Origin of the sequence: Actinoplanes sp. NPDC051513, from assembly GCF_044454685.1 — a bacterium.
In the GTDB taxonomy this organism is placed as follows: domain Bacteria; phylum Actinomycetota; class Actinomycetes; order Mycobacteriales; family Micromonosporaceae; genus Actinoplanes.
Window position 1 is genome coordinate 149,443 of the sequence record NZ_JBITDW010000006.1, and the last position, 21,122, is coordinate 170,564.

Genomic DNA, 21,122 nt, shown 5'->3' on the forward strand with positions numbered 1-21,122 from the left:
GGCAACCGGGAGTGGGACGGGTCAGGCGACTGTGGAGCCGCGGGTCACGAAGGTCGTAGGGATGACGGTCGGCGTGCTGGGCAGGGGTGTGCCCTCGAAATGGGCCAGCAGCGTGCGTGCCGCGGCCTCGCCCATCTCGCGCAGCGGTTGGTGCACTGTGGAGAGCGGCGGCTGGGTGTGCGCCGCGGTCGGGATGTCGTCGAAGCCGACCACCGCGACGTCCTGCGGCGTGCGGCGGCCGCTGTCGAGCAGCGCCTGCATCGCGCCGAGCGCCGAGAGGTCGTTGTGGGCGAAGACCGAGTCGAACTCGACGCCGGCGGCGAGCGCGGTGTGCACGGCATCGGCGCCGCAGGCGACCGTGAAGTCGCCGAGCGAGACGCGCTCGGGCGCGATCGCGAGGCCGGCCTCGGCGAAGGCCGACGCGAAGCCGGCGCTGCGCTGGACGGTGCAGCCGAAGCGCTCCGGGCCGGTGATGACCAGCGGCTTGCGGCGGCCGATCTGCAGCAGATGGCGGGCGGCCGAGCCGGCGCCGTCGTGGTTGGTGGTGCTGACGCTGGGGATGTCGCCCGAGGTCTGGTCGCGGTCGTCGATGAGCACCACGGCCAGGCCGCGGCGGTGCAGCGTGTAGATGTAGTCGAGGGTGCCCTCGGGCTCGATGACCAGCAGGCCGTCGAACGACTTGGCGGACACCTGGGCGCCGAACTGGCGCATCGACTCCTCGCCGCGGTTGCAGGTGAACAGCAGCAGGCCGTACCGCTCGGTTTCGAGCACGTCGACCGCGCCCTGGATCACCTCGCCGATCCACGGCCAGGTCAGCGACGGCACGAGCATGCCCACCACCCGCGTGCGGCCGCGGGCCAGCCCGACGGCGCGGGAGCTGGGGACGTAGCCGAGCTCGTCGATCACCGCCCGCACCCGTGCGGCGGTCGACTCGTCGAGCTCACCCTTGCCGTTCAGCACCCGGGACACGGTCGTCTTGCTGACCTTCGCCCGGGCCGCCACATCGGCGATGGTGATCGGCACTGGTCCTCCTGTCCCGCGCATATCCGCGATTCTTCCCGATGCCCGCCGGGTGTTGCCCGCAGATTTCGGAACCGGTTTCGGGACCGGTTCCGGCAGTTAACGACAGTGGCCCGTGTCACGTCAATGAGAAACAAACTTTATTTGCGTATCGCTACGGTAACCTCGCCGAAACAGACCGGATAAATCCGGATTTAGGCGGTGGAGACCGCGGACACGTGGGGCAGCACGATGCCCAATGGGGCATCGATGACGAGGCTTGCGTACGGCTCCCCGCGCGTGACCCCGCGATTGACGATCGCCACTCGAATCCCGTGCTTCGCGGCCCGCAGCACGAACCGCCGGCCCGACATCACGGTCAGCGAAGAACCGAGAACCAGCAGCGTACGGGCGTTCTCGACCAATTCGAAGCTGCGCTGCACCCGGTCGGCCGGCACCGTCTCGCCGAAGTAGACGACGTCCGGCTTGAGCATCCCGCCGCAGTCCAGGCAATCCACCACGGTGAATCCGTCGAGCGACTCGTCGGCCAGCTCGGCGTCGCCGTCGGCGTTGAACGCGAGAGCGACTCCCGCGAACGCCGGATTGGCCGCGTCGAGCCGGCCGCCCATCTCCTCGCGCGGGGTCAGCGTGCCGCAGTCGAGACACGTGATGTGGGCGAGGTTGCCGTGCAGCTCGACCACGTCGCGGGCGCCGGCCGCCTGGTGCAGGCCGTCCACGTTCTGCGTGATGATCCCGTCGAGCAGCCCCTGCTCCTGCAGCCGCGCCACGGCCCGGTGACCGTCGTTGGGCTCGGCCAGGCCGATCGTGCGCCAGCCGAGGTGGCTGCGCGCCCAGTAGCGCCGCCGTTCATCAGGTTCGCGGGTGAACGTCTGGTAGGTCATCGGCGTCGAGCGCCGCGCCGAGCCGGAAGGCCCGCGATAATCCGGAATGCCGGAATCCGTCGACAGCCCCGCGCCGCTCAGCACCACCACGCCACCCTCGGCCACCCATTCGCCGAGGGTCGCCACCTGCTCCACCACCTGAAGTTCCACGCACCAATAGTCCCTCGCCAGGTGTACCGAGTCACACGGCCGTGACCTCGGCGAGCCGTGCACGTTGCACACCAATTCGGTAGGTTGTTCTCGTGGCAGCTGTGGCGCGTGAGCTCCGCAGTCACTGGGTTTCCCACCTCGGGCTCCGCAGTGACTGGGATTCTCGCCGCCTGCTCCGCTTCTTCGCCGGCCTCGCGCTGCTGGCCCTGGCTCTCGCCGGTCCCGTCGCGTCGCCCGCGCCCGCGCTGACCGCGCCGTCACTCGCCGTCATCACGACGGCAACCGCAGCGACTTCGGTCACCGTGAGTGATTCGGCGTCAACACCTTCTCCGGTACGGGTCATCGGCGCGCCCGCCTCGCCCGAGCCGGCCGTGGTGATCGTCGTCGCGGCCCTGACGGTCGTGCTCGCCGGCGCCGTCCTCCGCGTCCACGGCCAGCGGGCCCCGCCCACGGCCTGATTCTTCCGCGCCTGCCGTCACCCACCGCCGCTCGAGGCGCCGGGTCACGCGGCCGCGGAAGGCGTCACCCCGTCCGCCCGTACGAAAAAAGCCTTTGCAGTTAAAAGTCTTTGGGTTGTGAGGTGCATCGTGGAAACCGCTTTGGACAGTTTTCTGGTCTCCGTCCCGCAGGCCGCCGCGCTCTGGGTGCTCATGCTGCTCGGCGTGTTCCTCCTGGCCGGCCTGTTCGCCCGCCGCACCCGGCCGGTCCCCGAACCGGTCGCCGAGGCCGACGCCGACGCCCGCCGCTACGCGAGCGAGGTGTCGGTGGCCGCCGGGCGCGCCGCCGCCATGGCCGAGCGACGCCGATCCGCCTGGGCCGAGGCCCAGCAGGAGCTGGACGCGGCCTGGCTCGCGTTCGACGCGGCCGACAAGGTCGCCCTCCAGGCCGCCAAGGCGTGCGCCTACCCGTTGATGAGCCGGCGCCGCAAGCCCGGCGAGAATGCGGAGCGTCAGCGTTATCTGCATCACGCTGCGAGTGCGGCCGCCCGCAACCGCGAGATCTCCATCGCGCAGCTGAACGACATCTTCGCCCACCGCGGCTGGAACCCGCGGCTGCATCCGGTGGTGCAGGAGTCGGCGCTGCGGCAGGCGATGCGCGATCATCGCTGGGCGCAGTATCAGAAAGCGCTTCACCACGAGCGTGCGGCCTGGCAGGAGGCCGAGTCGGCAGCCGAGGCGCTGCGCAGCCTCCGGCGCGAGACGGCCGCCGCGGTCACGCGCGCCGGAGCCGGGCAACCGGCCGCCGATGAACAGTGGTGGGCCGACGCGTGGACCACGGCCGAGCTTCCGGCGGCGGCCTGAAAGTCGTGAATGGAGTGATCACGCATTACTCCGCGAGTGTCATACCGGCCAGGTACCGTAACCGCACGGGATGACCGCCGCACCTGAAGACGGTTAGGGGGCCAGCGTGACGCAGACTCCGGGCGCCTCCCCGCCCGCGGTCCGTATGCACCGCGCCGCGGTGGTGGAGGACGCCCTCCACGAGATCGTCGAACGCCGGCTGCGCCATCGCGGCTGGCGGCCGGTGATCACGGCGTATACGGGGTATGGCGCGCCCGGCTGGGCCCGGGTGATGGCCCGCGTCGTGCTGACCCGCGGCGCCGCGTCCGGCAAGACGCTGGAAAAGGTGCGCGGCTGGCGCAGCTTCATGAGTTCCCCGGTCAGCAACGCGGTCGTGCGCATCCAGATCGGCGACCAGGTCACCGAGACCCGCACCGACCGCAGCGGCTACGTCGACTGCCGGGTCAAGGGCGACCTCGCGCCCGGCTGGGCCAAGGCGCGCCTGACCACCGACGGCGCCCAGCCGGCCGACGCGCCGATCCGCGTGGTCGACCCCGACTGCCGCTTCGGCCTGGTCTCCGACATCGACGACACGGTCATGGTCACCGCGCTGCCGCGCCCGCTGCTCGCGGCGTGGAACACGTTCGTGCTCGACGAGCACGCCCGCATGGCCGTCCCCGGCATGGCGGTCCTCTACGAGCGGCTGATCACGGCGAACTCGGGCGCTCCGGTGTTCTACCTGTCCACCGGCGCGTGGAACGTCGCTCCCACGCTCACCCGCTTCCTCTCCCGCCACCTGTACCCCGCGGGCCCCCTGCTGCTCACCGACTGGGGACCGACCCCCGACCGGTGGTTCCGCAGCGGCCAGGAACACAAGCGCAACACGCTGCGCCGCCTGGCTGCCGAGTTCCCGCACATCAAGTGGCTGCTCATCGGCGACGACGGCCAGCACGACCAGGAGATCTACTCCGAGTTCGCGCACGCCCACCCCGAAAATGTGGCCGCCGTGGCGATCCGCCGGCTCTCCCCGACACAGTCGGTGCTGGCCGGCGCCATTCCTGGCCCGGCGGGCACGGCCGAGGCGGTCGGCTCCGGGGGCAAGACGTGGTTCAGCGCGCCCGACGGCGCCGGGCTATGGTCGCTACTCCGCGATACTGATGTTGTCTGATTCGGTCGCCGCCTCGGCGACCCGCTGGTGCAGGCGGCTGCGTACCTCGTCCGGCGAATACGCGCGCCGCTTGCGCTCCGCCCTGGCCACGACGACCCCGGTGGCCGCGACTCCTGCCAATCCGGCCAAGCCCACTACTTTCCACCAACGCATCATCCGAGGATAGACACGTGGACGCCGCTATCAGTCTCGATCAGGCCCTCGACCTGACGCGCACGGGTGACATCTGGATCTTCCGCGGCCGCTCCGGCCCCGACCGGGCGATCCAGACGCTGACCAACAGCCCGGTCAACCACGTCGGCATGTCCCTGGTCATCGAGGACATGCCGCCCCTCATGTGGCACGCCGAGCTCGGAAAATCGCTGCCAGACCTGTGGTCCGGCACGTTCCAGCGCGGCGTCCAGCTGCACGACCTCCGCGACGCGGTCACGGTCTGGGCACACCGGTACGGCCAGCGGGGCTGGCTGCGCCAGCTCGAGCCGGGCGTGCCCCGCGACATGGAAGACAAAGCGCTCAAGACGGTGGCCCGCCTCGACGGCACGCCGTTCCCGTCGTCGGCCCAGCTGGCCTGGCGATGGGTGCGCGGCCGGGTGCCCCAGATCCGCCCGCGCAAGTGGCAGCGGGGCCCGGTCGGCGACGCCGGCCTCGAGACGGCCTACTGCGCCGAGGTGGTCGCGGTGACGTACGAGGACATGGGCTTGCTCGCCCGCGGCAAGCAGCCCAACTGGTACGACCCCGGCCGCTTCTGGAGCGGCGACGAGCTGGAGCTGTGCGACGGCTTCACCCTGAGCGACGAGATCGAGGTCGACGTCCCCGAGTGAGAATCAGGCCCGCGACGTCCGCGCGTCAGGCGACGCCGGCCGGGTGTGCTGCGCTGATGACTTCCCGTTCGCGGCAAGCCGCCACTAATCAAGATCTCCGCGCCGGGCGCGGCAGCCCGGGCGAGCTGGGCTCGAAGCCGGCGTCGGCGACGGCAACCGCCGATGACCGTGACGGGCGGCGCTCATGGTGACCACGCACGGCCCCCCGGCCATGGCAACCCCAGCCCGGCCGCCGCCCCACCGCAGCGGGTGGCACCCACCGTGACCACGCACGACCCCCGGCCATGGCGCGCCCAGCCCAGCCGGTGTCTGGTCAGGCGGTGGCGGTGGGAGTGATGCCGGCCGCCGTGTCGAGCTCCTGCAGCAGTTGATGGGCGGCCAGTTCGATGTCCTTGTGGCGCCATTCCGCTGCTCGGTAGACGCAGGCGATCAAGCCGGTGCGATGGATGCGGCGGAAGTCGCCGAAGACGAAGGCGTACCGGGCCTTGGTCTCGTCGCCGGCGCCCTCGGTGAGGCCGAGGTGCCACGCGCCGTACTCCTGCCACGAATGCCGTTCCAGGAACGCGTTCTCGGCGTCGGCGCGTGGCTGGACAGTGCCCCAGTCACTGTCCAGCACGTACTGGCGGGCTTGGATGAGTTGCTGTGCGCGCTGTCTCGCCGCGGGATTGACGTCGTAGATCGCCATGATTGCCTGGTTACCCCGCCGGGTGAGTGCTGATGCGTGTCCGGTGCGGGCGTCAGTGGGGCAGGGCGTGGGCGATCGGGTGGCGGGGCTCGTACAGGCCGAGCTGTCCACCGCCGGGCAGCCTGATGCCCGTCAGCAGGCCCCAGCCCCGGTCGGCGGCCGGTCCGGTGAACTCGACCCCGCGCTCGCTCAGCTCGGCCATGGTGGCGGCGAGGTCGTCACACATCAGGTAGAACTCCTGCGCCGGCGGTCCGTCGGCCGGGTGCAGGGCCAGTTCGCCGGGCGGGGTCTTGAAGATGAGCCAGCCGCCGCCCGCGTCGACGTGCGGGTACCCCAGCACGTCCCGGAAGAACGCCCGGTCGGCCTCGGCGTCGCGGCTGTACAGGATCACGTGCGCACCGTTGATCACTCCCTGATGGTAGACCGTCCCAGCGGTGCCCGGCATCGTTGCTCATCGCTCGGCTTGCCGGGACGGCGCTGCCCCGGGACCGGCCTGGTAGGCCTCGAAGACCGCGGCCAGCGTCGGGAAGACGTCGCCGGCGCTCAACTTGTCCATCGTTCCGTACGCGCGGAGCGTCGCGAGTAGTTGGGTGTCCGGTCGGACCAGGACGAAGCGGGCATCGTGCGCCCGGCTGTAGTCGATGAGGTTGGCCAGCGTCAGGCCCGCCGAATAGTCGATGTCGGGAATCGCTCCGCAGTCCAGCGCGATCCACCGAACCGGATCGGGAGCCGCGGAGAGCACCGCCTCGAAGTGATCGGCGAAGCGGCTGGCGTTGGCGTAGAACAGCTCCGCGTCGTACCGGAAGATCACCAACCCGGGCCGGCTCTGCGCGCCGGGCGCCGCAGGCAGGTACACCGGCTCGCCGGCCTCGTCCTCCGCGACCACGTAGTCGCCGGGACGGTACTGCCGCCGGACGAGATCGAGCAGCGACAGCACGAGCGCGAGGATGATCCCCTGTTCGACACCCACGGCGAAGACGGTGACCGTCGTGATGAGAGCGACCGCGAACTCGTTGCGGCGCCGCCGCCACAGTCGCCGCATGCCCGGCACGTCGATCAGGCTGAGCCCGATCAGGAGGACGATGCCGGCCAGCACCGCCGTGGGCATGTCGGCCAGCAGCCCGGTGAAGAACAGCGTGAAGAGCAGCACGACCGCGGCCATCGTCATGTTGGCCAATTGGGTGCGGCCCTTCTGCTCGTCCAGGATCTGTGTCTTGGTCGGGCTGCCGTTGACCACGAAGGTGCCGGTGATGCCGGCAGCGAGGTTGGCGCCGCTGAGCCCGACGATGTCCCGGTTGATGTCGACGGCGTCGCCGTGCTTGAAGGCGAAGCTACGCGAGGTGGCGGCGCTCTGGGCGATGATCAGCACGAAGCACGAGAGGGCGGTCGGCAGCACCTTCGGCACGTCCGACCAGGAGACACCGGACGGCAGCCCGATCGGGGGAAAGCCGCCCTGCACGGCGCCCACTACCGCCACACCGTGCGCGTGCGCGTCGGTCAGGGCAGAGATCGTGGTCAGCAGCAATACGGCGACGATGGCACCCGGAACGACCGGGAGGAACCGCTTGAACAGCCGAATGATCACCACGGTGCTCAGCCCGAACGCGCAGGTCACGAGGCTGGCCGAGGAGAGCGAGGTGATCCAGTGCCATTGCTGGGCGAACCAGTTGCCGCCGCCCTTCGGGATGCCGAGCAGGCCGGGGATCTGCCCCGAGAACACCTGGATACCGACCCCGGTGAGGAATCCGATCAGGACCGATGCGCTCAGGAAATCCCCGATGAATCCGAGCCGTAGCAGGCGCGCCAAGACCAGCAGCACACCGCACACGAGCGCGGTCAGGCCGGCGAAGGCCAGCCAGCCGGGCGAGCCGGGCGTGACCCCGGCGACACCGAGACCGGACAGCCCCGCGGCGAGCACCGCGGCGGTAGCCGAATCCGCACCGACGACGAGCAACCGCGACGAACACAGCAACGCGAATACCAGGGTCGGGAAGATGACCGTGTAAAGCCCGGTCACGATCGGCGTCTGCGCGATCGAGGTGTACCCCATCACCTCGGGGATGGCCACCGCCGACAGGGTGAGACCCGCGATCACGTCCCGGGCCAGCCAGGATCTTTGATATCCGCGCAGCAGCCCAGGAACCACGTTCATCCGTTCAAGCTCACAGACGCGCTTGACGGCCACCTCACCCCGGGCGGACGAGTCGCACGGTCTCGCCCGATGCAGCTCGATGAATGAGGCAGGCGTCAGACGTCGGCTTCGAGGGCGAAGGTGTTGCCGTCCGGGTCCTGGAACCACGCGATCCGTCCGCCGCCGGCTCGGGCGGTGATCCCCTTGGTGTCGTGTTCGAGCTGGTCGTAGCGGACGAACTCGACGCCCGACGCGGTGAGCTCGTCGACGATCTGGTCGATGTCGTCGACGTACCACGTCGCCAGGGTCGCCGGGGTCTTCCCGGCGGTGGCCGACTGGAACACATTCAGCGCCGGTCCGCCGCCGGAGCCGTAGACGCGGCTGCCGTCGGCGATGGCGGCGCTGGGGCCGGACCGCAGCGCCCGCAGGCCGAGTTTGCCTTCGTAGAACGCGACGGCCTGCTGGATGTCGGATACGGCGATCGAGGCTCGGAGGGGATAGGCACTCAATGGCATGAACCACCCTCTCACGTGCGTGTCGCCCGGCCCGTGGATGGACATTCCCGCCGGATCGGGCCAGCGTGTCTTCCATGGGTGGGGGCTTGGTGGGCCGGGTCGCCGAGGTGGCGGCCCTGGACGAGCTGCGAGCCGGGGCGGCACGCGGCGAGGGCGCGCTCGCGCTGCTGACCGGTGAGCCCGGCATCGGCAAGACGGCCGTCCTCGAGGAGGCCGTGTCCCGGGCCGCCGGGATGGCCGTCCTGACCGGGCGAGCCTCCCCCGACGAGGGCGCGCCCGCCTTCTGGCCGTGGCTGCGACTCCTGATGTCCGATGTGGACGGCATCACGCCCGCGCTGCTCACGCTCGCCGACGAGGGCGAGCCCGCCGCCATGGCCCGGTTCCGAGCCATCGGCGACGTGGTGCACGCCTTGCGGACCGCCGCCACCCGGGCGCCGCTCCTGCTCGTGCTGGAGGACCTGCACTGGGCCGACCCCGCCTCCCTCATCCTGCTGTCGGCGCTCGCCCGCGAGCTGTCCGGCAGCCGGATCCTCGTGCTCGGCACGTCCCGCACCGACCTCGACCTCCCCGACGCGACGGTGCTGCCGCTCGCCCCGTGGGACGTCGCGGCGGTCGCGACCTACCTGGACGGCCTCGCCGCCACGCCCGCGCACGGCACCTGGCCGCCGGTGGTGCACCGGCTCGGCGGCGGAAACCCGCTCTACACCCGCGAGCTGGGCCGCCTGCTCGTCCGCGAGGGACGCCTGGGACGTCCGGCCGGCGACATCGACCTGCCGGACGGGCTGCGGCTGCTGGTAGGTCGCCGCACCACCCACCTGAGCCCGGCCTGCCAGGAGCTTCTGGGCGTGGCGGCCGCGTTCGGCGCCGAGATCGACGCGGCGGTGATCACGTCCGCGCACGAAAAAGCGATCGCGGAGGCCGTCGAGGCGGGCGTGCTCGTCGACGACCCGTGGGCGCCGGCCCGCTTGCGGTTCGGGCACGAGCTCGTGCGCCAGGCCTGTTATGCGGGTCTGAGCCGCGACGCCCGCATCGCCGTTCACGCGCGCATCGCGGACGCCCTCGCCGAAGCCGGCGCCGGCCCGGCCGAGATCGCGCGGCATCGCGTACGAGCCGCCGCCGGCCCGGCCTCGCAAAAGGACGCCGCCGACGCGTGCGTGGCCGCGGCCCGGCACGCGACCGAGGCCCTCGACCACGGCGAGGCGGTGCGCTGGCTGACCCGGGCGCTGGAGAACGCGCCGTCGGTCGAGACGCGGCTCGAGCGCGCCGGCGCCGCGTACCGGGACGGGCAGCTCGACCTCGCGGTGGCCGACTGCGAGGCGGTCGTCGACGAGGCCGGCGCGCCGGCCGCGCTGGTGATCCGCGGGCTCGGCGGCCTGGGCGGTCCGCTCGCCCCGCGGCTGCTGCGGCTCTGCGAGCGGGCCCTCGCGCTCGGTCTCGACGAGGCCGGCCGCGCCCAGGTCCTCGCCCAGTACGCGTTCCTCATCGCCGAGATGCACGACGCGCCGCGGGCCGAGCCGATCAGCCGGGAGGCGATGGCGCTGGCCGAGCGGTCGGGCCACCCGGGCGCGCTGGTGGCCGCGATCCACGCCCGGCACGAGCTGATCGACCCGATGCGCGACGTCGGCGAGGTGCTCGAGCTGGCCCGGCGCGGCGTCGAGCTGGCGGGTCCGAGCGGGCAGCCGGACGCCGAGCTGTGGAGCCGCACCTGGCGGCTCGACGCGCGGCTCTGTCTCGGCGACCTGGCCGGTTTCGACGCCGAGTGCACTCGGTTGGCCGAGCTCGTCGACCGCCTCGGCTGGCCGGTAGCCCGCTGGCACCTGCTGCGCGCCCGGGCCGCCCGGCAGCAGCTGGCCGGCCGGTTCGCCGAGGCCGCCGCCACCGCGGTCGAGGCCCGCGATCTCGCGCTGCGCGCCCAGGACACGTCGGCCAGCCTTCTGCTGACCGCCTTCGAGGGCGGGCTGTCGATCCTCACCGGCGAGAACCCGCACTGGCCCGAGGATCTGGCCGCGATGAGCATGCGCTTCCCGAGCGTGCCGATCGGAGTAGCGCAGCTGGGCCGCATCGCCATGGAGATGGGGGAGCGCGAGCTGGCGGCCGAGCGGGTGACCGAGCTGCGCGGGATCCTGCCACGCCTGCCGGTGGACGGGCGGCGGCCGTTCATCGTGCTGACCGCGGGGGAGGTGGCGGCCTGGGTGGGTGACCTCGATCTGGCCACGGAGTGTTACCGCCTCGGGCTGCCGTATGCGGGCCGCTACCTCAACTCGATGTCGGCCTGCTACGGCGCGGCCGATCGGTTGCTCGGTAGCATCGCCGCGGCCGTCGGCGCGCCCGATGCGGCACGGCATCTGGCCGACGCCATCGAGATGGAGGAGCGGCTGGGTTCCGCGCCGTTCGTGGCGCTCGCCCAGATCACGTACGCCCGATTGCTGCGCGCCACCGACCACAAGCAGGCCCGGACGCTGGCCGGCCGGGCCCTCGCCACCGCCCGCCGCCTGGGCATGTCGAAGATCGCCGAGGAGGCCGCGGAGCTGGCCGGCGACGACCTGCTCACCGCCCGGGAACGGCAGATCGCTGCCCTGGTCGCGTCGGGCCTGTCGAACCGGGCCGTGGCCGAGCGCCTGGTCCTCTCGGAGCGCACCGTCGAGACGCACGTCCGGAACATCCTCGCCAAGCTGTCCCTCACCGGCCGGGCCGAGTTGCGTGGCTCTTCTCAGTACCAGCACTGAGGTTTCCGCCTCGCCGAAGCCCGAGGCTCGTCGGCATGACGACGAACCTGAGCACCGAGCTCCGCCCCGGCACCTACACCATCGACCTGGCCCGCTCCACCTGCACGCTGACCGCCGCCCATGCCTTCGGCCTCAAGCCGGTCACCGCGACCATGGCCATCCGCGGCGGCACCGTCACCATCGGCGCCGACCCGTTCCGGTCCAGCGCGTCCGCCCAGATCGACGCCGCTTCGTTCCGTAGCGACGATCCCAAGCGCGACCGTGACATCCGCGGCAAGCGGTTCCTCGCCGTCACCGACCACCCGGTGATCGCCTTCCGCAGCACGGCCTGCGCCCGGACGGGTGGCGGCTGGCAGCTGACCGGCGTCCTGTCGGTCCGCGGCGCCGACAGCGAGGTCGTTCTGACCATCGACACCGTCGAGCCGACGGCCGAGGGCTACCGCTGCGTCGCCCGGTGCACCGTCGACCGCGTGACGGCCGGCGTGAAGGCGGGCCGGGGCATCATCGCCCGGCCCGTCCATCTGGAGCTCGACATCCACGCCGTCGGGTGATTCAGCGAACCCGGTCGTAGAGCAGGCAGATCGCGCCCGACTCGGTGGTCGACAGATCGGTGAGCGACCACGACCCGGCCGGCAGGCCGTCGTCGAGCAGGCGACGGCCGCCGCCGACGATCTCGGGGCAGAGCGTGATGCTCAGCCGGTCGAGCACGTCCGCCTCTAGCAGCGCCCGGATGACGCTGCTGCTGGAGAGCACGACGATGTCGCCGCCCGGCTGCTCGCGCAGCTTCCGGACCTCCTCGGCCGGGTCCGCGTCGGCGATCCGGGAGTTCTGCCACGGCGCGTCCGTCAGCGTCGTCGAGAAGACCACCTTCTCGACGGCGTCGAGCCACTGCGCGAAGGCGCGATCCTGGGCGGCGGCGTTCTCGTCCTTGGCGACCGCGGGCCAGAACCCGCCGAAGCCCTGGTAGTTCTTGCGGCCCAGCAACGCGGTGGTGGCCGGGCCGGTCACCCGCACCATGTGGTCGCGGGCGGCCTCGGTGATCGCGTGCGGGACGATCCATCCCATGTCGTACTCGCCGCCGAGGCCGATGATCCGGCCGTCGAGCGAGAGCGAGATGTTGCCGACCACGCGGCGGGCGGTGTTTCCGGTCTGCTGTGTCATGTCTCGATCCTGTCGGCCCGGCGGCCGGGGAACATCTGCCACCTGGCAGAGATCTGCTGGCAGACTTCGGGCATGCCGGCCCTCCACCACCTCCCCCCGGAGCTGTCCTCGTTCGTCGGCCGCACCGACGAGGTGAAGTCGATCGGCGAGGCGATGACCGCCGGGCGGGCGCTGACCCTGGCCGGCCCGGGCGGCTGCGGCAAGACCCGGCTGGCGATCCGCGCCTGCCAGGAGCGGGCCGACGAGTGGGCCGACGGGGTCTTCTGGGTCGGGCTGGAACGCGAGCCCGACGCCGAGCGTGTCGCCCACCGGGTGGCCGACGCCCTGGACGTCCTGCTGCCGTCCGGGCTCGACCCGCTGCCCGCGCTGGTCGCCGCGCTGCGCGACCGCGAGCTGCTCGCCGTGATCGACAACTGCGAGCACGTCCTGGACGGCGCGGCCAAGGTCATCGCGGGGCTGCTGGCGGGCTGTCCCCGCATCACGGTTCTGGCCACGAGCCGGTCCACGCTGGGCATAGCCGGCGAGCGGGTGTGGCGGGTTCCGCCGATGGCCCTCGCCGACGCGCTGGACCTGCTGCTGGAACGCGCCCACCACGGACCGGACGCGGTGGCCGCGGCCCGGCGCGTCTGCGACCGGCTCGACCGGCTTCCGCTGGCGCTGGAGCTGGCGGCGGGCTGGACCGGCACGCTGTCGATGGCGCAGATCGCCGACTCCCTCGGCGCCGGCGAGCCAGCAGGCGGCGCCGGCGAGCCAGCAGGCGGCGCTGGCGAGCCAGCAGGCGGCGCCGGCGGCCCGTTGGCCCTGCTCGACGGCGGCGCGCGGACCTCGCCGTTCCGGCAGCAGACCCTCCAGGGCTCGATGCGGTGGAGCCATGACCTGCTCGACGAGAACGAGCGCGTGCTGTTCCGCCGGCTGGCGGTGTTCGAGCCCGGCTTCGGCGCGGACGACGTCATCGCGCTCGCCGGCGGCACGGCGCTCAAGGCGCTGCGCGGGCTGATCGACAAGTCCCTGGTGGTGGCCGACACGACCGGGGTGGCGGCGAGCTACCGGATGCTCGGGGTCGTCCGGGCGTACGCGCTCGACCGGCTGGACGAGGCGGGCGAGACGGAGGGCGTCCGCGATCGGCACCTCGATCTCCAGCTGGCCCTGCTGGAGCGGGTGGCGCCGTTGCTGGCCACCGACAAGGACGCCTGGCGGGCCCGGGTCGGCGCGGCCTATCCCGACGTCCGTGCCGCGATCGAGTGGGGGCTGTCCCGTGCGGACGCGGCGCGGGGACGACGTCTCGCGGCGTCGTGCTCATGGTTGTGGCACCTGGAGGGGCGGGGCGGCGAAGGCGTGGCGCTGCTGCGGCGGGCGGCCGAGCGCGGCGCGGACGAGCGGACCCCACTGCAGGCAGACGTGCTGGCGGCCCTCGCGCTGGTCGGTGACACCGGTCTGCCCGGCATCGAGGCGTACCAGGTGGCGCACGCGGCCCGCGAGCTGGCGGTCGAGACCGGCGCGCCCGCGGCCGGGCGGATCAGTCGCGCGCTGACCGCCGTCGGGCAGCTCATGGTCGGGCTCGACGCCGCGATCGCGGAGGCCGAGGCGGCCCGCGAGGAGGCCGTGCGGGCCGGCGATGCGTTCGTGGCCGACTCGGCCGAGGCGTTCATCGGGCTGGTCCACGTGCTCGCCGACGACTACCCCGAGGCGACCGCGCGCCTCGAGGCCGCGGTGGCGGGCCCGCTCGCGCGGGGCGACCGGGGCGTCGCCACGCTGGCCCTCTGCTGGCTGGCGCTGGCCACCGCCCGGACGGGCGACCTGCGGCGGGCCGGCGAGCTCGCCGAGCGGGCCGTGGACACCGCGGCGCCGCTGCGGGACTTCCACTGGACCGGCTCGGCCCGCTGCGTCCTCGCCGAGATCCGGGTGCTCCAGGGCCGCCCGGCCGAGGCCGTCGCGGCGCTCGAGCCCATCGACCGCCTGGTCGACGGGGCCGGCGACCTGCCGTTCATCACCGGCTGGGAACGCACCAAGGCCATGCTGGCGCTGGCGGACGGCCGGCCCGCCGAGGCGGTCGAGTGGTGCCGCCGGGAAGGCCGGTGGCAGCCCGCGCCGAGCGACGAGGGGCTGGCGCCCGAGACCAGGCTGGTGCTGGCCACCGCGCTGCGGCGGGCCGGCGAGCGCGAGGCGGCGGCCCGGACGCTGCAGGCCCTGGGGGAGGCGCCGCTCACGGCCGCGATGCCACGTATCCGCGCCGGTGTGCTCGACGAGCGGGCGCTGCTGGTCCGCGACGACGACACCGAGCAAGCGCTGCGGCTGCACCACGAGGCCCTCCGGATCCGGATCGACCACGACCTCGTGCTCGGCTTCCTCACCAGCCTGGAGTCGCTGGCCGAGCTGAGCCTGCTCCGCGGCGCGGACGAGGCCGCCGGAATCCTCGCGGCCGCCGCCGAGCGAGCTCGCGCCGACTTCGGCGCCGCACCGCAAGGGGCCGCATCACGAGGGGCCGCATCACGAGGGGCCGCATCACGAGGGGCCGCATCACGAGGGGCCGCATCACGAGGGGCCGCATCGGGAGAGGCCGCATCGGGAGAGGCCGCATCGGGAGAGGCCGCGCCGCGCGGGGCCGGCCAGACGCCGGAAGCGATGGACGTGCGGACGGCCGTCGCCTACGCCGCCAAGGCCCGTGGCCCGCGCCGCCGCCCCGACGCCGGGTGGGAGAGTCTCACCCCGGCGGAGCTGTCAGTGGTGGAGCTGGCCGTGCAGGGCCTGAACAACGTCGAGATCGCCGCCCGCCTGTTCGTCGGCCGCGGCACGGTCAAGACCCACCTGGCCCACGTCTACGCCAAGCTGCAGGTCGCCAACCGCACCGACCTGGCCCGTCTGGCCACCGAGCGCCGCGACCCGGCGGCCTCCTCCTGATCCGAACCGGCTCAGCGGCCGCCGTGCCGGCGACCGCCCACCCGGCTCAGCCGCCGCCGTGCCGGCGACCGCCCACCCGGCTCAGCGGGCGCCGTGCCGGCGACCGCTCACCCGGCTGGCGGACGAGAACGCCGCGGCCCCTCCGCTCGACGTCGCGGCCTGGGCCGGCCCGGCGCCACGACGGCCGCGCGAGCGGCCCGACCGTGTGCCTTCGCCCTGCCCGGCCATTGTCGCGTGCTGGGCGGGGCCGCCGCGCTTCGCGACCGACTCGGCCTGAGTGGGGGTCTTGGCCTGGTTCGCCCGCGAAGAAGCGTTCGCCCGCGGCGAGGAACCGTTCGCCCGCGGCGCAGAAACGGCGGTCGAGGCGCTACGTCCCGCCCCCCGGCCGCGGGAGCGTCCCGCCGGCCTCCCCGACGGCGCCGGCTGGGCCGGCACCGAGGGCGGCGCCACGAACCGCCGCTCGCCGGGCGCGAGCTGGGCCAGCAGCGGGTCGCCCGGCCGGGTCCGGCTGGTGGTCGGCCGTACGCCGGCTTTGCGCGTCAGATCGCGTACCTCCGCCTGCTGATCGTCGGTCATCAGCGTGACCACCGTGCCGTGCGCGCCCGCCCGGGCCGTCCGGCCCGAGCGGTGCAGGTAAGCCTTGTGCTCCACCGGTGGGTCGGCGTGGATCACCAGCGCCACGTCGTCGACGTGGATGCCCCGCGCCGCGATGTCGGTCGCCACCAGGGCCGAGACGCTGCCGTCGGAGAACGCCGCCAGGTTCCGGTTGCGCGCGTTCTGGGCGAGGTTGCCGTGCAGCTCGACCGCGGGCACCCCCGCCGCCACCAGCTGCTTGGTCAGCACCTTGGCCCGCCGCTTGGTGCGGGTGAAGACCACTGTGCGCCCGGGCGCGGCGAGCAGGTCGACCAGCACTCCGAAGCGGTCGTCCCCGCGTACGTGCAGCACGTGGTGCCTCATCTCGACCGGCGTCTCGTCGACCGCGTCGACCGCGTGCGTCACCGGCTTGCGCATGAAGCGCTTGACCAGCACGTCGACCCCGTTGTCGAGGGTCGCCGAGAACAGCATCCGCTGCCCGTCGCGCGGCGTCTGCTCCATGAGGCGGCGCACCACCGGCAGGAAGCCCAGGTCGGACATGTGGTCGGCCTCGTCGAGCACGGTGATCTCGACGGCGTCGAGCGACGCGTGCCCGTTGCGCAGGTGGTCGTCGAGCCGGCCGGGGCAGGCCACCAGCACGTCGACGCCGGCCGCGAGCCCCTTGATCTGCGGGGTCGCGCCGACGCCGCCGAAGACGACCAGCGTGCGCAGGCCGGCCGCCGCCGCGAGCGGGGCGAGCGCGGCGTCGATCTGGGTGGCCAGCTCCCGGGTCGGCGCGAGGATCAACGCCCGTGGCCTGCCGGGCCGCCGTGGCTTGCGCGAGGCGGCGAGGCGGGCCAGCACGGGTAGCGCGAACGCGTACGTCTTGCCGGAGCCGGTGCGTCCCCGGCCCAGCACGTCCTTGCCGGCGAGCGAGTCGGGCAGCGTGGCGGCCTGGATCGGGAAGGGGGTGGTGATGCCGAGCGTGGCGAGCGCCTCAGCCAGAGCGGCGGGCACGCCGAGCTCGGTGAACGTTGTCATGTAGCGAGTACTCCAAAGGTCAGCAGTGATCAAGCATATAAGCAACCGTCCCGCACCCGTTCGGGACCCGATCCGCACTTAACGCCGATCACCGTTCTCCTCAGTGCCCGGACTTCCCCCAGCCGGGCGTTACCGCGAGGAGATCCCCCACCATGAGCGGTGCACTGCCCCTCGACCGCCGCCGCGAGGACATCGTCCAGGAGCACATGCCGCTGGTCGGCCATCTGGTTCGCGAGATGCTGGCCCGGGTGCCGCAGCACGTCAACCGCGACGACCTGATGTCCGCCGGGTATGCGGCCCTGGTACATGCGGCCCGCGGCTTCGATGCCGGCCGCGGCGTGCCGTTCGCCCGGTTCGCGGCCGCTCGGGTGCGCGGCGCTCTACTGGACGAACTGCGCGGCCTGGACTGGGCCAGCCGCTCGGTGCGACAGAGGGCCCGGCGCACCGACTCGGCCCGTCAGGAGCTGACCGCCGAGCTGGGCCGCACCCCAACAGTACAGGAGGTCGCGGACAAGCTCGGCTGCTCGGTCGAGGACATCGATCACGCCGACGACGATGTGCACCGCGCGGTGGTGTTCAGCCTCCAGGGATTCGCGACGGCCGCGGCCGACGACATGGTCACCGAGCCGAGCGCCGGGCCGGAGGAGATGCTGATCCGCCGGGAGCGGCTCGGCTACCTGCGGCACGCGGTGGACGCGCTGCCCGACCGGCTCAAAGCGGTGGTGCAGGGTTACTTCTTCGACGAGCGTGCGATGGCCCGGATCGCCGAGGATCTCGGCGTCACCGAGTCGCGCGTGTCACAGCTGCGCGCCGAGGCGCTGGGCCTGCTGCGCGACGGGCTGAACACGCACCTGGACCCGTCGATGGCGTCCCAGCACCCGTCGAAGGAGGGCTGCGTGGCCCGGCGCCGGGCGGCCTACTACGACCAGATCAGTGCGCGCGGCACCCTGCGTACGCGTCTGGCCATGACCGGCCCGGATGGCCTGCCAATCGCCGCCTAGCAGCAAGGATGCCCGCCGCTTCGAAGAAAGCGGCGGGCATCGCCTCGCCGGGAGAGCCTACTGCCCGGCGCAGGTTCCCGCCTTCTTCTGCGCCGCGATCGCCTTGGCCGCGCCGAGCTTGTAGAGCGCGAGGCCCTCCTTGGCCGGCTCCAGCTTCCAGGCGTTGTTCTCGTAGACCATCGTGTACGACTGCGCCGCCACCAGCTGCTTCGCGATGACGACGGCCTTGTCGGTGCCTTCCAGGCGGGCACTGGTCAGCTGGATCGCCAGGCCCTTGCGGGAGCAGGCCTGGTTGAGCTTGACGTAGTCGTCCTTGCTGATCGCCTGCTTGCCGGCCGCGGTGTACATGTCCCAGGCGCCGGCGAAGTCTCCGCCCGCGAAGCGGTCGAACACGGTCTGCGCGGCGACCTTGGCGCCTTCGACGGTCTTGGGCTCGGGCCCTCCGGCGGCGGCCTGCGCGGCGTTGCCGGCGGGCTCGTCGTCGCCGCTGCACGCGGTGACGAGGGTGAGAGCGGCGACCCCGGTGAGGGCGAGCGCGCCGAGACGAGTGATCGGGTGGTTGTGGTTCATGCCCGGACTAAGTCCGATCCGCGGTCGCGCGTAACGGCTCGCCGGGAAAGTTGACAGATTGCGGACAACACCGTCACTGGTTGGGGAACGGCCGTCGATGGGCTAATCTGGCCGATTGTCGAGCAATAAAAAAAGCGACCAAGAATGGTCGCTGGAGCCGAATGTTACCACAAAGGGGAGTGGATTTGTCAAGCTCCGCCGCGAACGACCTTCGTTCCGAGCAGGCGTACCTCACCACCCTCTACCGCCGCCTGGACAGCCTGCGTGAGCAGGCCGATCGGCGTCTCAAGACCATTCTGCTGGAGGCCGGCGGCACCCCGCAGGGCCGCGCCCAGCGCGAGGCCACCCGGGCCCACTATGCCGAGCAGCTCGCCCAGATGAATGCGGTCGAGAACGGCCTGTGCTTCGGCCGCCTCGATTTCGCCGCGGGTGAGCCTCGCTACATCGGCCGGCTCGGTCTCGCGGCCGAGGAGCACGACCGCGACCCGCTGCTGGTCGACTGGCGTGCCCCCGCCGCCCGGGCGTTCTATCTCGCCACCGCCGTCTCGCCCGACGGGGTGACCCGCCGCCGCCACCTGCGCACCCGCGGCCGGCTGCTCACCGCCATCGACGACGAGACGCTCGACATCGAGTCCGCCGAGCCGGGCGGCCGCGAGGACGTGACCGGCGAGGCGGCGCTGCTGTCGGCGCTCACCGCGAGCCGCACCGGGCGGATGCGCGACATCGTCGAGACCATCCAGGCCGAGCAGGACGAAGTGATCCGGGCCGGGCTCAACGGGGTCATGGTCGTGCAGGGCGGCCCGGGCACCGGGAAGACCGCGGTGGCGCTGCACCGGGCGGCGTATCTCCTCTACACGTACCGGGCGCAGCTCACCAAGCAGGGCGTGCTGATCCTCGGGCCCAACACGACGTTCCTGCGCTACATCTCACAGGTGCTGCCGTCGCTCGCCGAGACCGGCGTGCTGCTGGCCACCCTCGGCGACATGTTCCCCGGCGTGCGCGCCCGGGCGGCCGAGTCGCCGGCCACGGCCGCGGTCAAGGGCCGCCTCGGCATGCTCGAGGTGCTGCGGCGAGCGGTCGCCGACTGGCAGACGGCGCCCGACGACTACGTCGAGGTCGACCACGACGGCTACCCGCTGCGCATCGAGCGGTCGGTGCTCGAGGACGCCCGCGCCGCGGCCCGCCGGTCCGGCCGCCCGCACAACGTGGCCCGGCAGACCTTCGTGACCGAGGCGATCCACGCGCTGTCGCTGCAGATCGCCGAGCGGATCGGCGCCGACCCGCTGGGCGGGGAGAACCTGCTCTCCGAGGCCGACCTCGCCGAGACCCGCCGCGAGCTGCGCGAGGACATCGACGTCCAGCAGGCGCTGTTCGACTTCTGGCCGGTGCTGACCCCGCGGCGGGTGCTGCGCGAGCTGCTCTCCGACCCCGGCCGGCTCGCGTCGGCCGTCGGGGATCTTCCGGAGGAGGAGCGGTCGCTGCTCCTGCGCGACCACGACGCCCGCTGGACCCCGGCCGACGTGCCGCTGCTCGACGAGCTGGCCGAGCTGCTGGGCGCGGACGACACCCTGAAGAAGCGGCAGGCGGCGACGGAGCGGCGGGAGGCGATCGAGTACGCCGAGGGCGTGCTGGAGATCGTCGAGGGCTCCCGCTCCCTCGACTTCGAAGACCAGGAAGAGGAGATCCTGTCCGCGATCGACGTGGTGGACGCGAGCGCGTTCGTCGAGCGGCACGAGGTCCTCGACACCAGGACCGCCGCCGAGCGGGCCGCCGCCGACCGCACCTGGGTCTTCGGCCACGTGATCGTCGACGAGGCGCAGGAGCTGTCGCCGATGGCCTGGCGGCTGCTGATGCGCCGCTGCCCGAGCCGCTCGATGACCGTGGTCGGCGACGTCGCGCAGACCTCCGAGCTGGCCGGCACCACGGGCTGGGAGCAGGTCTTCGAGCCGTACGTGGCGCAGCGCTGGAACCTGGTCGAGCTGACCGTCAACTACCGCACGCCCGCCGAGGTGATGGCGGTGGCGGCCGACGTTCTGGCGGCCGTCGACCCGGCGCTGCAGCCACCCCGGTCGGTGCGGTCCGCGGGCGTGGCGCCGTGGTCGCTCCGGGTGCCACGGGCCGCGCTTCAAGCAGAGATCACCGCGGCCGTACGGCTGGAAGCCGCCGAAGCCGGTGCGGGCCGTGTCGGGGTTCTCGTGCCCGCGGCGCTCGAGCCCGAGCTCGGCAAGCACCTCGTCGAGACGGTGCCGGGTGCGGCCGTCGGCGAGCAGCCCGACCTGCTCAACCAGGTCGTGCTGATGACCGTACGGCAGGCGAAGGGCCTCGAGTTCGACTCGGTGATCGTGGTCGAGCCCGACGAGATCATCGCGGAGAGCCCGCGCGGCCTCTCGGATCTCTACGTGGCGGTGACCCGGGCGACGCAGCGGCTCGGCGTCCTGCACACGACCGACCTGCCGAAGGTGCTGACGGCTCTCGCCGCCTGAGGCCGCACGCGAAAGGGG

At 72.6% G+C, this 21,122-nt stretch carries 19 protein-coding genes; 9 read left to right on the top strand and 10 right to left on the bottom strand.

Translation table 11 applies throughout. From position 1 onward, the window contains the following. Positions 1-21: 21 nt before the first annotated feature. Both ACIA5D_RS21120 and ACIA5D_RS21125 read right to left on the bottom strand, forming a co-directional pair. Positions 22-1,023, bottom strand: a complete 1,002-nt coding sequence (locus ACIA5D_RS21120; protein WP_396031834.1) for a LacI family DNA-binding transcriptional regulator — start codon at positions 1,021-1,023, stop codon at positions 22-24. A 191-nt stretch (positions 1,024-1,214) separates the two neighbouring features. Further along, on the bottom strand, positions 1,215-2,051 hold the full coding sequence (locus ACIA5D_RS21125; RefSeq protein WP_396031835.1) for an NAD-dependent protein deacetylase: 837 nt from the start codon (positions 2,049-2,051) through the stop codon (positions 1,215-1,217). A gap of 92 nt (positions 2,052-2,143) precedes the next feature. Between ACIA5D_RS21125 and ACIA5D_RS21130 the strand changes: the two genes are divergently transcribed. From ACIA5D_RS21130 to ACIA5D_RS21140, 3 genes are all read left to right on the top strand, one after another. Beyond that, positions 2,144-2,509 carry a hypothetical protein gene (locus ACIA5D_RS21130; protein ID WP_396031836.1) on the top strand — a complete coding sequence of 122 codons (366 nt, stop codon included), beginning with the start codon at positions 2,144-2,146 and terminating at the stop codon, positions 2,507-2,509. 129 nt (positions 2,510-2,638) lie between these two features. Beyond that, positions 2,639-3,352 carry a hypothetical protein gene (locus ACIA5D_RS21135; RefSeq protein ID WP_396031837.1) on the top strand — a complete coding sequence of 238 codons (714 nt, stop codon included), beginning with the start codon at positions 2,639-2,641 and terminating at the stop codon, positions 3,350-3,352. 145 nt (positions 3,353-3,497) lie between these two features. Beyond that, a complete protein-coding gene (locus tag ACIA5D_RS21140; RefSeq protein WP_396032190.1) occupies positions 3,498-4,499 on the top strand; it encodes an App1 family protein in 1,002 nt (333 codons plus the stop codon). On the opposite strand, the gene ACIA5D_RS21145 is transcribed toward ACIA5D_RS21140, so the two are convergent. After that, complete coding sequence (locus ACIA5D_RS21145; protein WP_396031838.1) at positions 4,473-4,652, bottom strand: hypothetical protein; 180 nt, start codon at positions 4,650-4,652, stop codon at positions 4,473-4,475. The two genes, ACIA5D_RS21140 and ACIA5D_RS21145, sit on opposite strands and share 27 nt — an antisense overlap. 17 nt (positions 4,653-4,669) lie before the next feature. Between ACIA5D_RS21145 and ACIA5D_RS21150 the strand changes: the two genes are divergently transcribed. Beyond that, positions 4,670-5,320, top strand: coding sequence for a hypothetical protein (locus ACIA5D_RS21150; protein ID WP_396031839.1), 651 nt, complete (start codon positions 4,670-4,672; stop codon positions 5,318-5,320). Positions 5,321-5,633: 313 nt separating this feature from the next. Here the strand turns inward: ACIA5D_RS21150 and ACIA5D_RS21155 are convergent, their stop codons facing one another. From ACIA5D_RS21155 to ACIA5D_RS21170, 4 genes are all read right to left on the bottom strand, one after another. Then, positions 5,634-6,005, bottom strand: a complete 372-nt coding sequence (locus tag ACIA5D_RS21155) for a hypothetical protein (protein ID WP_396031840.1) — start codon at positions 6,003-6,005, stop codon at positions 5,634-5,636. Positions 6,006-6,057: 52 nt separating this feature from the next. Then, positions 6,058-6,414: a VOC family protein gene (locus tag ACIA5D_RS21160; RefSeq protein WP_396031841.1), complete on the bottom strand. Its 357-nt coding sequence runs from the start codon at positions 6,412-6,414 to the stop codon at positions 6,058-6,060. Between the two features lie 42 nt (positions 6,415-6,456). Beyond that, the gene (locus ACIA5D_RS21165) at positions 6,457-8,157 is read right to left on the bottom strand and encodes a SulP family inorganic anion transporter (protein WP_396031842.1); all 1,701 of its coding nucleotides are present in this window, start codon (positions 8,155-8,157) and stop codon (positions 6,457-6,459) included. 95 nt (positions 8,158-8,252) lie between these two features. Then, positions 8,253-8,651, bottom strand: a complete 399-nt coding sequence (locus tag ACIA5D_RS21170; protein ID WP_396031843.1) for a VOC family protein — start codon at positions 8,649-8,651, stop codon at positions 8,253-8,255. A gap of 74 nt (positions 8,652-8,725) precedes the next feature. Between ACIA5D_RS21170 and ACIA5D_RS21175 the strand changes: the two genes are divergently transcribed. Together ACIA5D_RS21175 and ACIA5D_RS21180 are read left to right on the top strand one after the other, a co-directional pair. Beyond that, positions 8,726-11,377, top strand: a complete 2,652-nt coding sequence (locus ACIA5D_RS21175; RefSeq protein WP_396031844.1) for an AAA family ATPase — start codon at positions 8,726-8,728, stop codon at positions 11,375-11,377. A gap of 35 nt (positions 11,378-11,412) precedes the next feature. Then, positions 11,413-11,928 carry a YceI family protein gene (locus tag ACIA5D_RS21180; RefSeq protein WP_396031845.1) on the top strand — a complete coding sequence of 172 codons (516 nt, stop codon included), beginning with the start codon at positions 11,413-11,415 and terminating at the stop codon, positions 11,926-11,928. A 1-nt stretch (position 11,929) separates the two neighbouring features. On the opposite strand, the gene ACIA5D_RS21185 is transcribed toward ACIA5D_RS21180, so the two are convergent. Beyond that, positions 11,930-12,538 (bottom strand): dihydrofolate reductase family protein, encoded by a 609-nt coding sequence (locus tag ACIA5D_RS21185; protein ID WP_396031846.1) that lies wholly within the window; start codon positions 12,536-12,538, stop codon positions 11,930-11,932. A 72-nt stretch (positions 12,539-12,610) separates the two neighbouring features. Between ACIA5D_RS21185 and ACIA5D_RS21190 the strand changes: the two genes are divergently transcribed. Next, positions 12,611-15,436 (top strand): LuxR C-terminal-related transcriptional regulator, encoded by a 2,826-nt coding sequence (locus tag ACIA5D_RS21190; RefSeq protein WP_396031847.1) that lies wholly within the window; start codon positions 12,611-12,613, stop codon positions 15,434-15,436. Between the two features lie 81 nt (positions 15,437-15,517). Here the strand turns inward: ACIA5D_RS21190 and ACIA5D_RS21195 are convergent, their stop codons facing one another. Continuing rightward, positions 15,518-17,050 carry a DEAD/DEAH box helicase gene (locus ACIA5D_RS21195; protein WP_396031848.1) on the bottom strand — a complete coding sequence of 511 codons (1,533 nt, stop codon included), beginning with the start codon at positions 17,048-17,050 and terminating at the stop codon, positions 15,518-15,520. A 152-nt stretch (positions 17,051-17,202) separates the two neighbouring features. Here ACIA5D_RS21195 and ACIA5D_RS21200 point away from each other — a divergent pair, with 152 nt between their 5' ends. Beyond that, positions 17,203-18,051: a sigma-70 family RNA polymerase sigma factor gene (locus ACIA5D_RS21200; RefSeq protein ID WP_396031849.1), complete on the top strand. Its 849-nt coding sequence runs from the start codon at positions 17,203-17,205 to the stop codon at positions 18,049-18,051. Between the two features lie 57 nt (positions 18,052-18,108). Here the strand turns inward: ACIA5D_RS21200 and ACIA5D_RS21205 are convergent, their stop codons facing one another. Next, on the bottom strand, positions 18,109-18,621 hold the full coding sequence (locus ACIA5D_RS21205; RefSeq protein ID WP_396031850.1) for a hypothetical protein: 513 nt from the start codon (positions 18,619-18,621) through the stop codon (positions 18,109-18,111). A 161-nt stretch (positions 18,622-18,782) separates the two neighbouring features. Between ACIA5D_RS21205 and ACIA5D_RS21210 the strand changes: the two genes are divergently transcribed. Next, positions 18,783-21,104 carry a HelD family protein gene (locus ACIA5D_RS21210; protein ID WP_396031851.1) on the top strand — a complete coding sequence of 774 codons (2,322 nt, stop codon included), beginning with the start codon at positions 18,783-18,785 and terminating at the stop codon, positions 21,102-21,104. Positions 21,105-21,122 lie beyond the last annotated feature (18 nt).

Excerpts from the sequence above, each read along its gene's own strand:
- ACIA5D_RS21185 (WP_396031846.1), bottom strand. The coding sequence starts at position 12,538 with ATGACACAGCAGACCGGAAACACCGCCCGCCGCGTGGTCGGCAACATC.
- ACIA5D_RS21175 (WP_396031844.1), top strand. The coding sequence starts at position 8,726 with ATGGGTGGGGGCTTGGTGGGCCGGGTCGCCGAGGTGGCGGCCCTGGAC.
- ACIA5D_RS21155 (WP_396031840.1), bottom strand. The coding sequence starts at position 6,005 with ATGGCGATCTACGACGTCAATCCCGCGGCGAGACAGCGCGCACAGCAA.
- ACIA5D_RS21165 (WP_396031842.1), bottom strand. The coding sequence starts at position 8,157 with ATGAACGTGGTTCCTGGGCTGCTGCGCGGATATCAAAGATCCTGGCTG.
- ACIA5D_RS21190 (WP_396031847.1), top strand. The coding sequence starts at position 12,611 with ATGCCGGCCCTCCACCACCTCCCCCCGGAGCTGTCCTCGTTCGTCGGC.
- ACIA5D_RS21200 (WP_396031849.1), top strand. The coding sequence starts at position 17,203 with ATGAGCGGTGCACTGCCCCTCGACCGCCGCCGCGAGGACATCGTCCAG.
- ACIA5D_RS21170 (WP_396031843.1), bottom strand. The coding sequence starts at position 8,651 with ATGCCATTGAGTGCCTATCCCCTCCGAGCCTCGATCGCCGTATCCGAC.
- ACIA5D_RS21205 (WP_396031850.1), bottom strand. The coding sequence starts at position 18,621 with ATGAACCACAACCACCCGATCACTCGTCTCGGCGCGCTCGCCCTCACC.
- ACIA5D_RS21145 (WP_396031838.1), bottom strand. The coding sequence starts at position 4,652 with ATGCGTTGGTGGAAAGTAGTGGGCTTGGCCGGATTGGCAGGAGTCGCG.
- ACIA5D_RS21180 (WP_396031845.1), top strand. The coding sequence starts at position 11,413 with ATGACGACGAACCTGAGCACCGAGCTCCGCCCCGGCACCTACACCATC.
- ACIA5D_RS21210 (WP_396031851.1), top strand. The coding sequence starts at position 18,783 with ATGTTACCACAAAGGGGAGTGGATTTGTCAAGCTCCGCCGCGAACGAC.
- ACIA5D_RS21140 (WP_396032190.1), top strand. The coding sequence starts at position 3,498 with ATGCACCGCGCCGCGGTGGTGGAGGACGCCCTCCACGAGATCGTCGAA.
- ACIA5D_RS21195 (WP_396031848.1), bottom strand. The coding sequence starts at position 17,050 with ATGACAACGTTCACCGAGCTCGGCGTGCCCGCCGCTCTGGCTGAGGCG.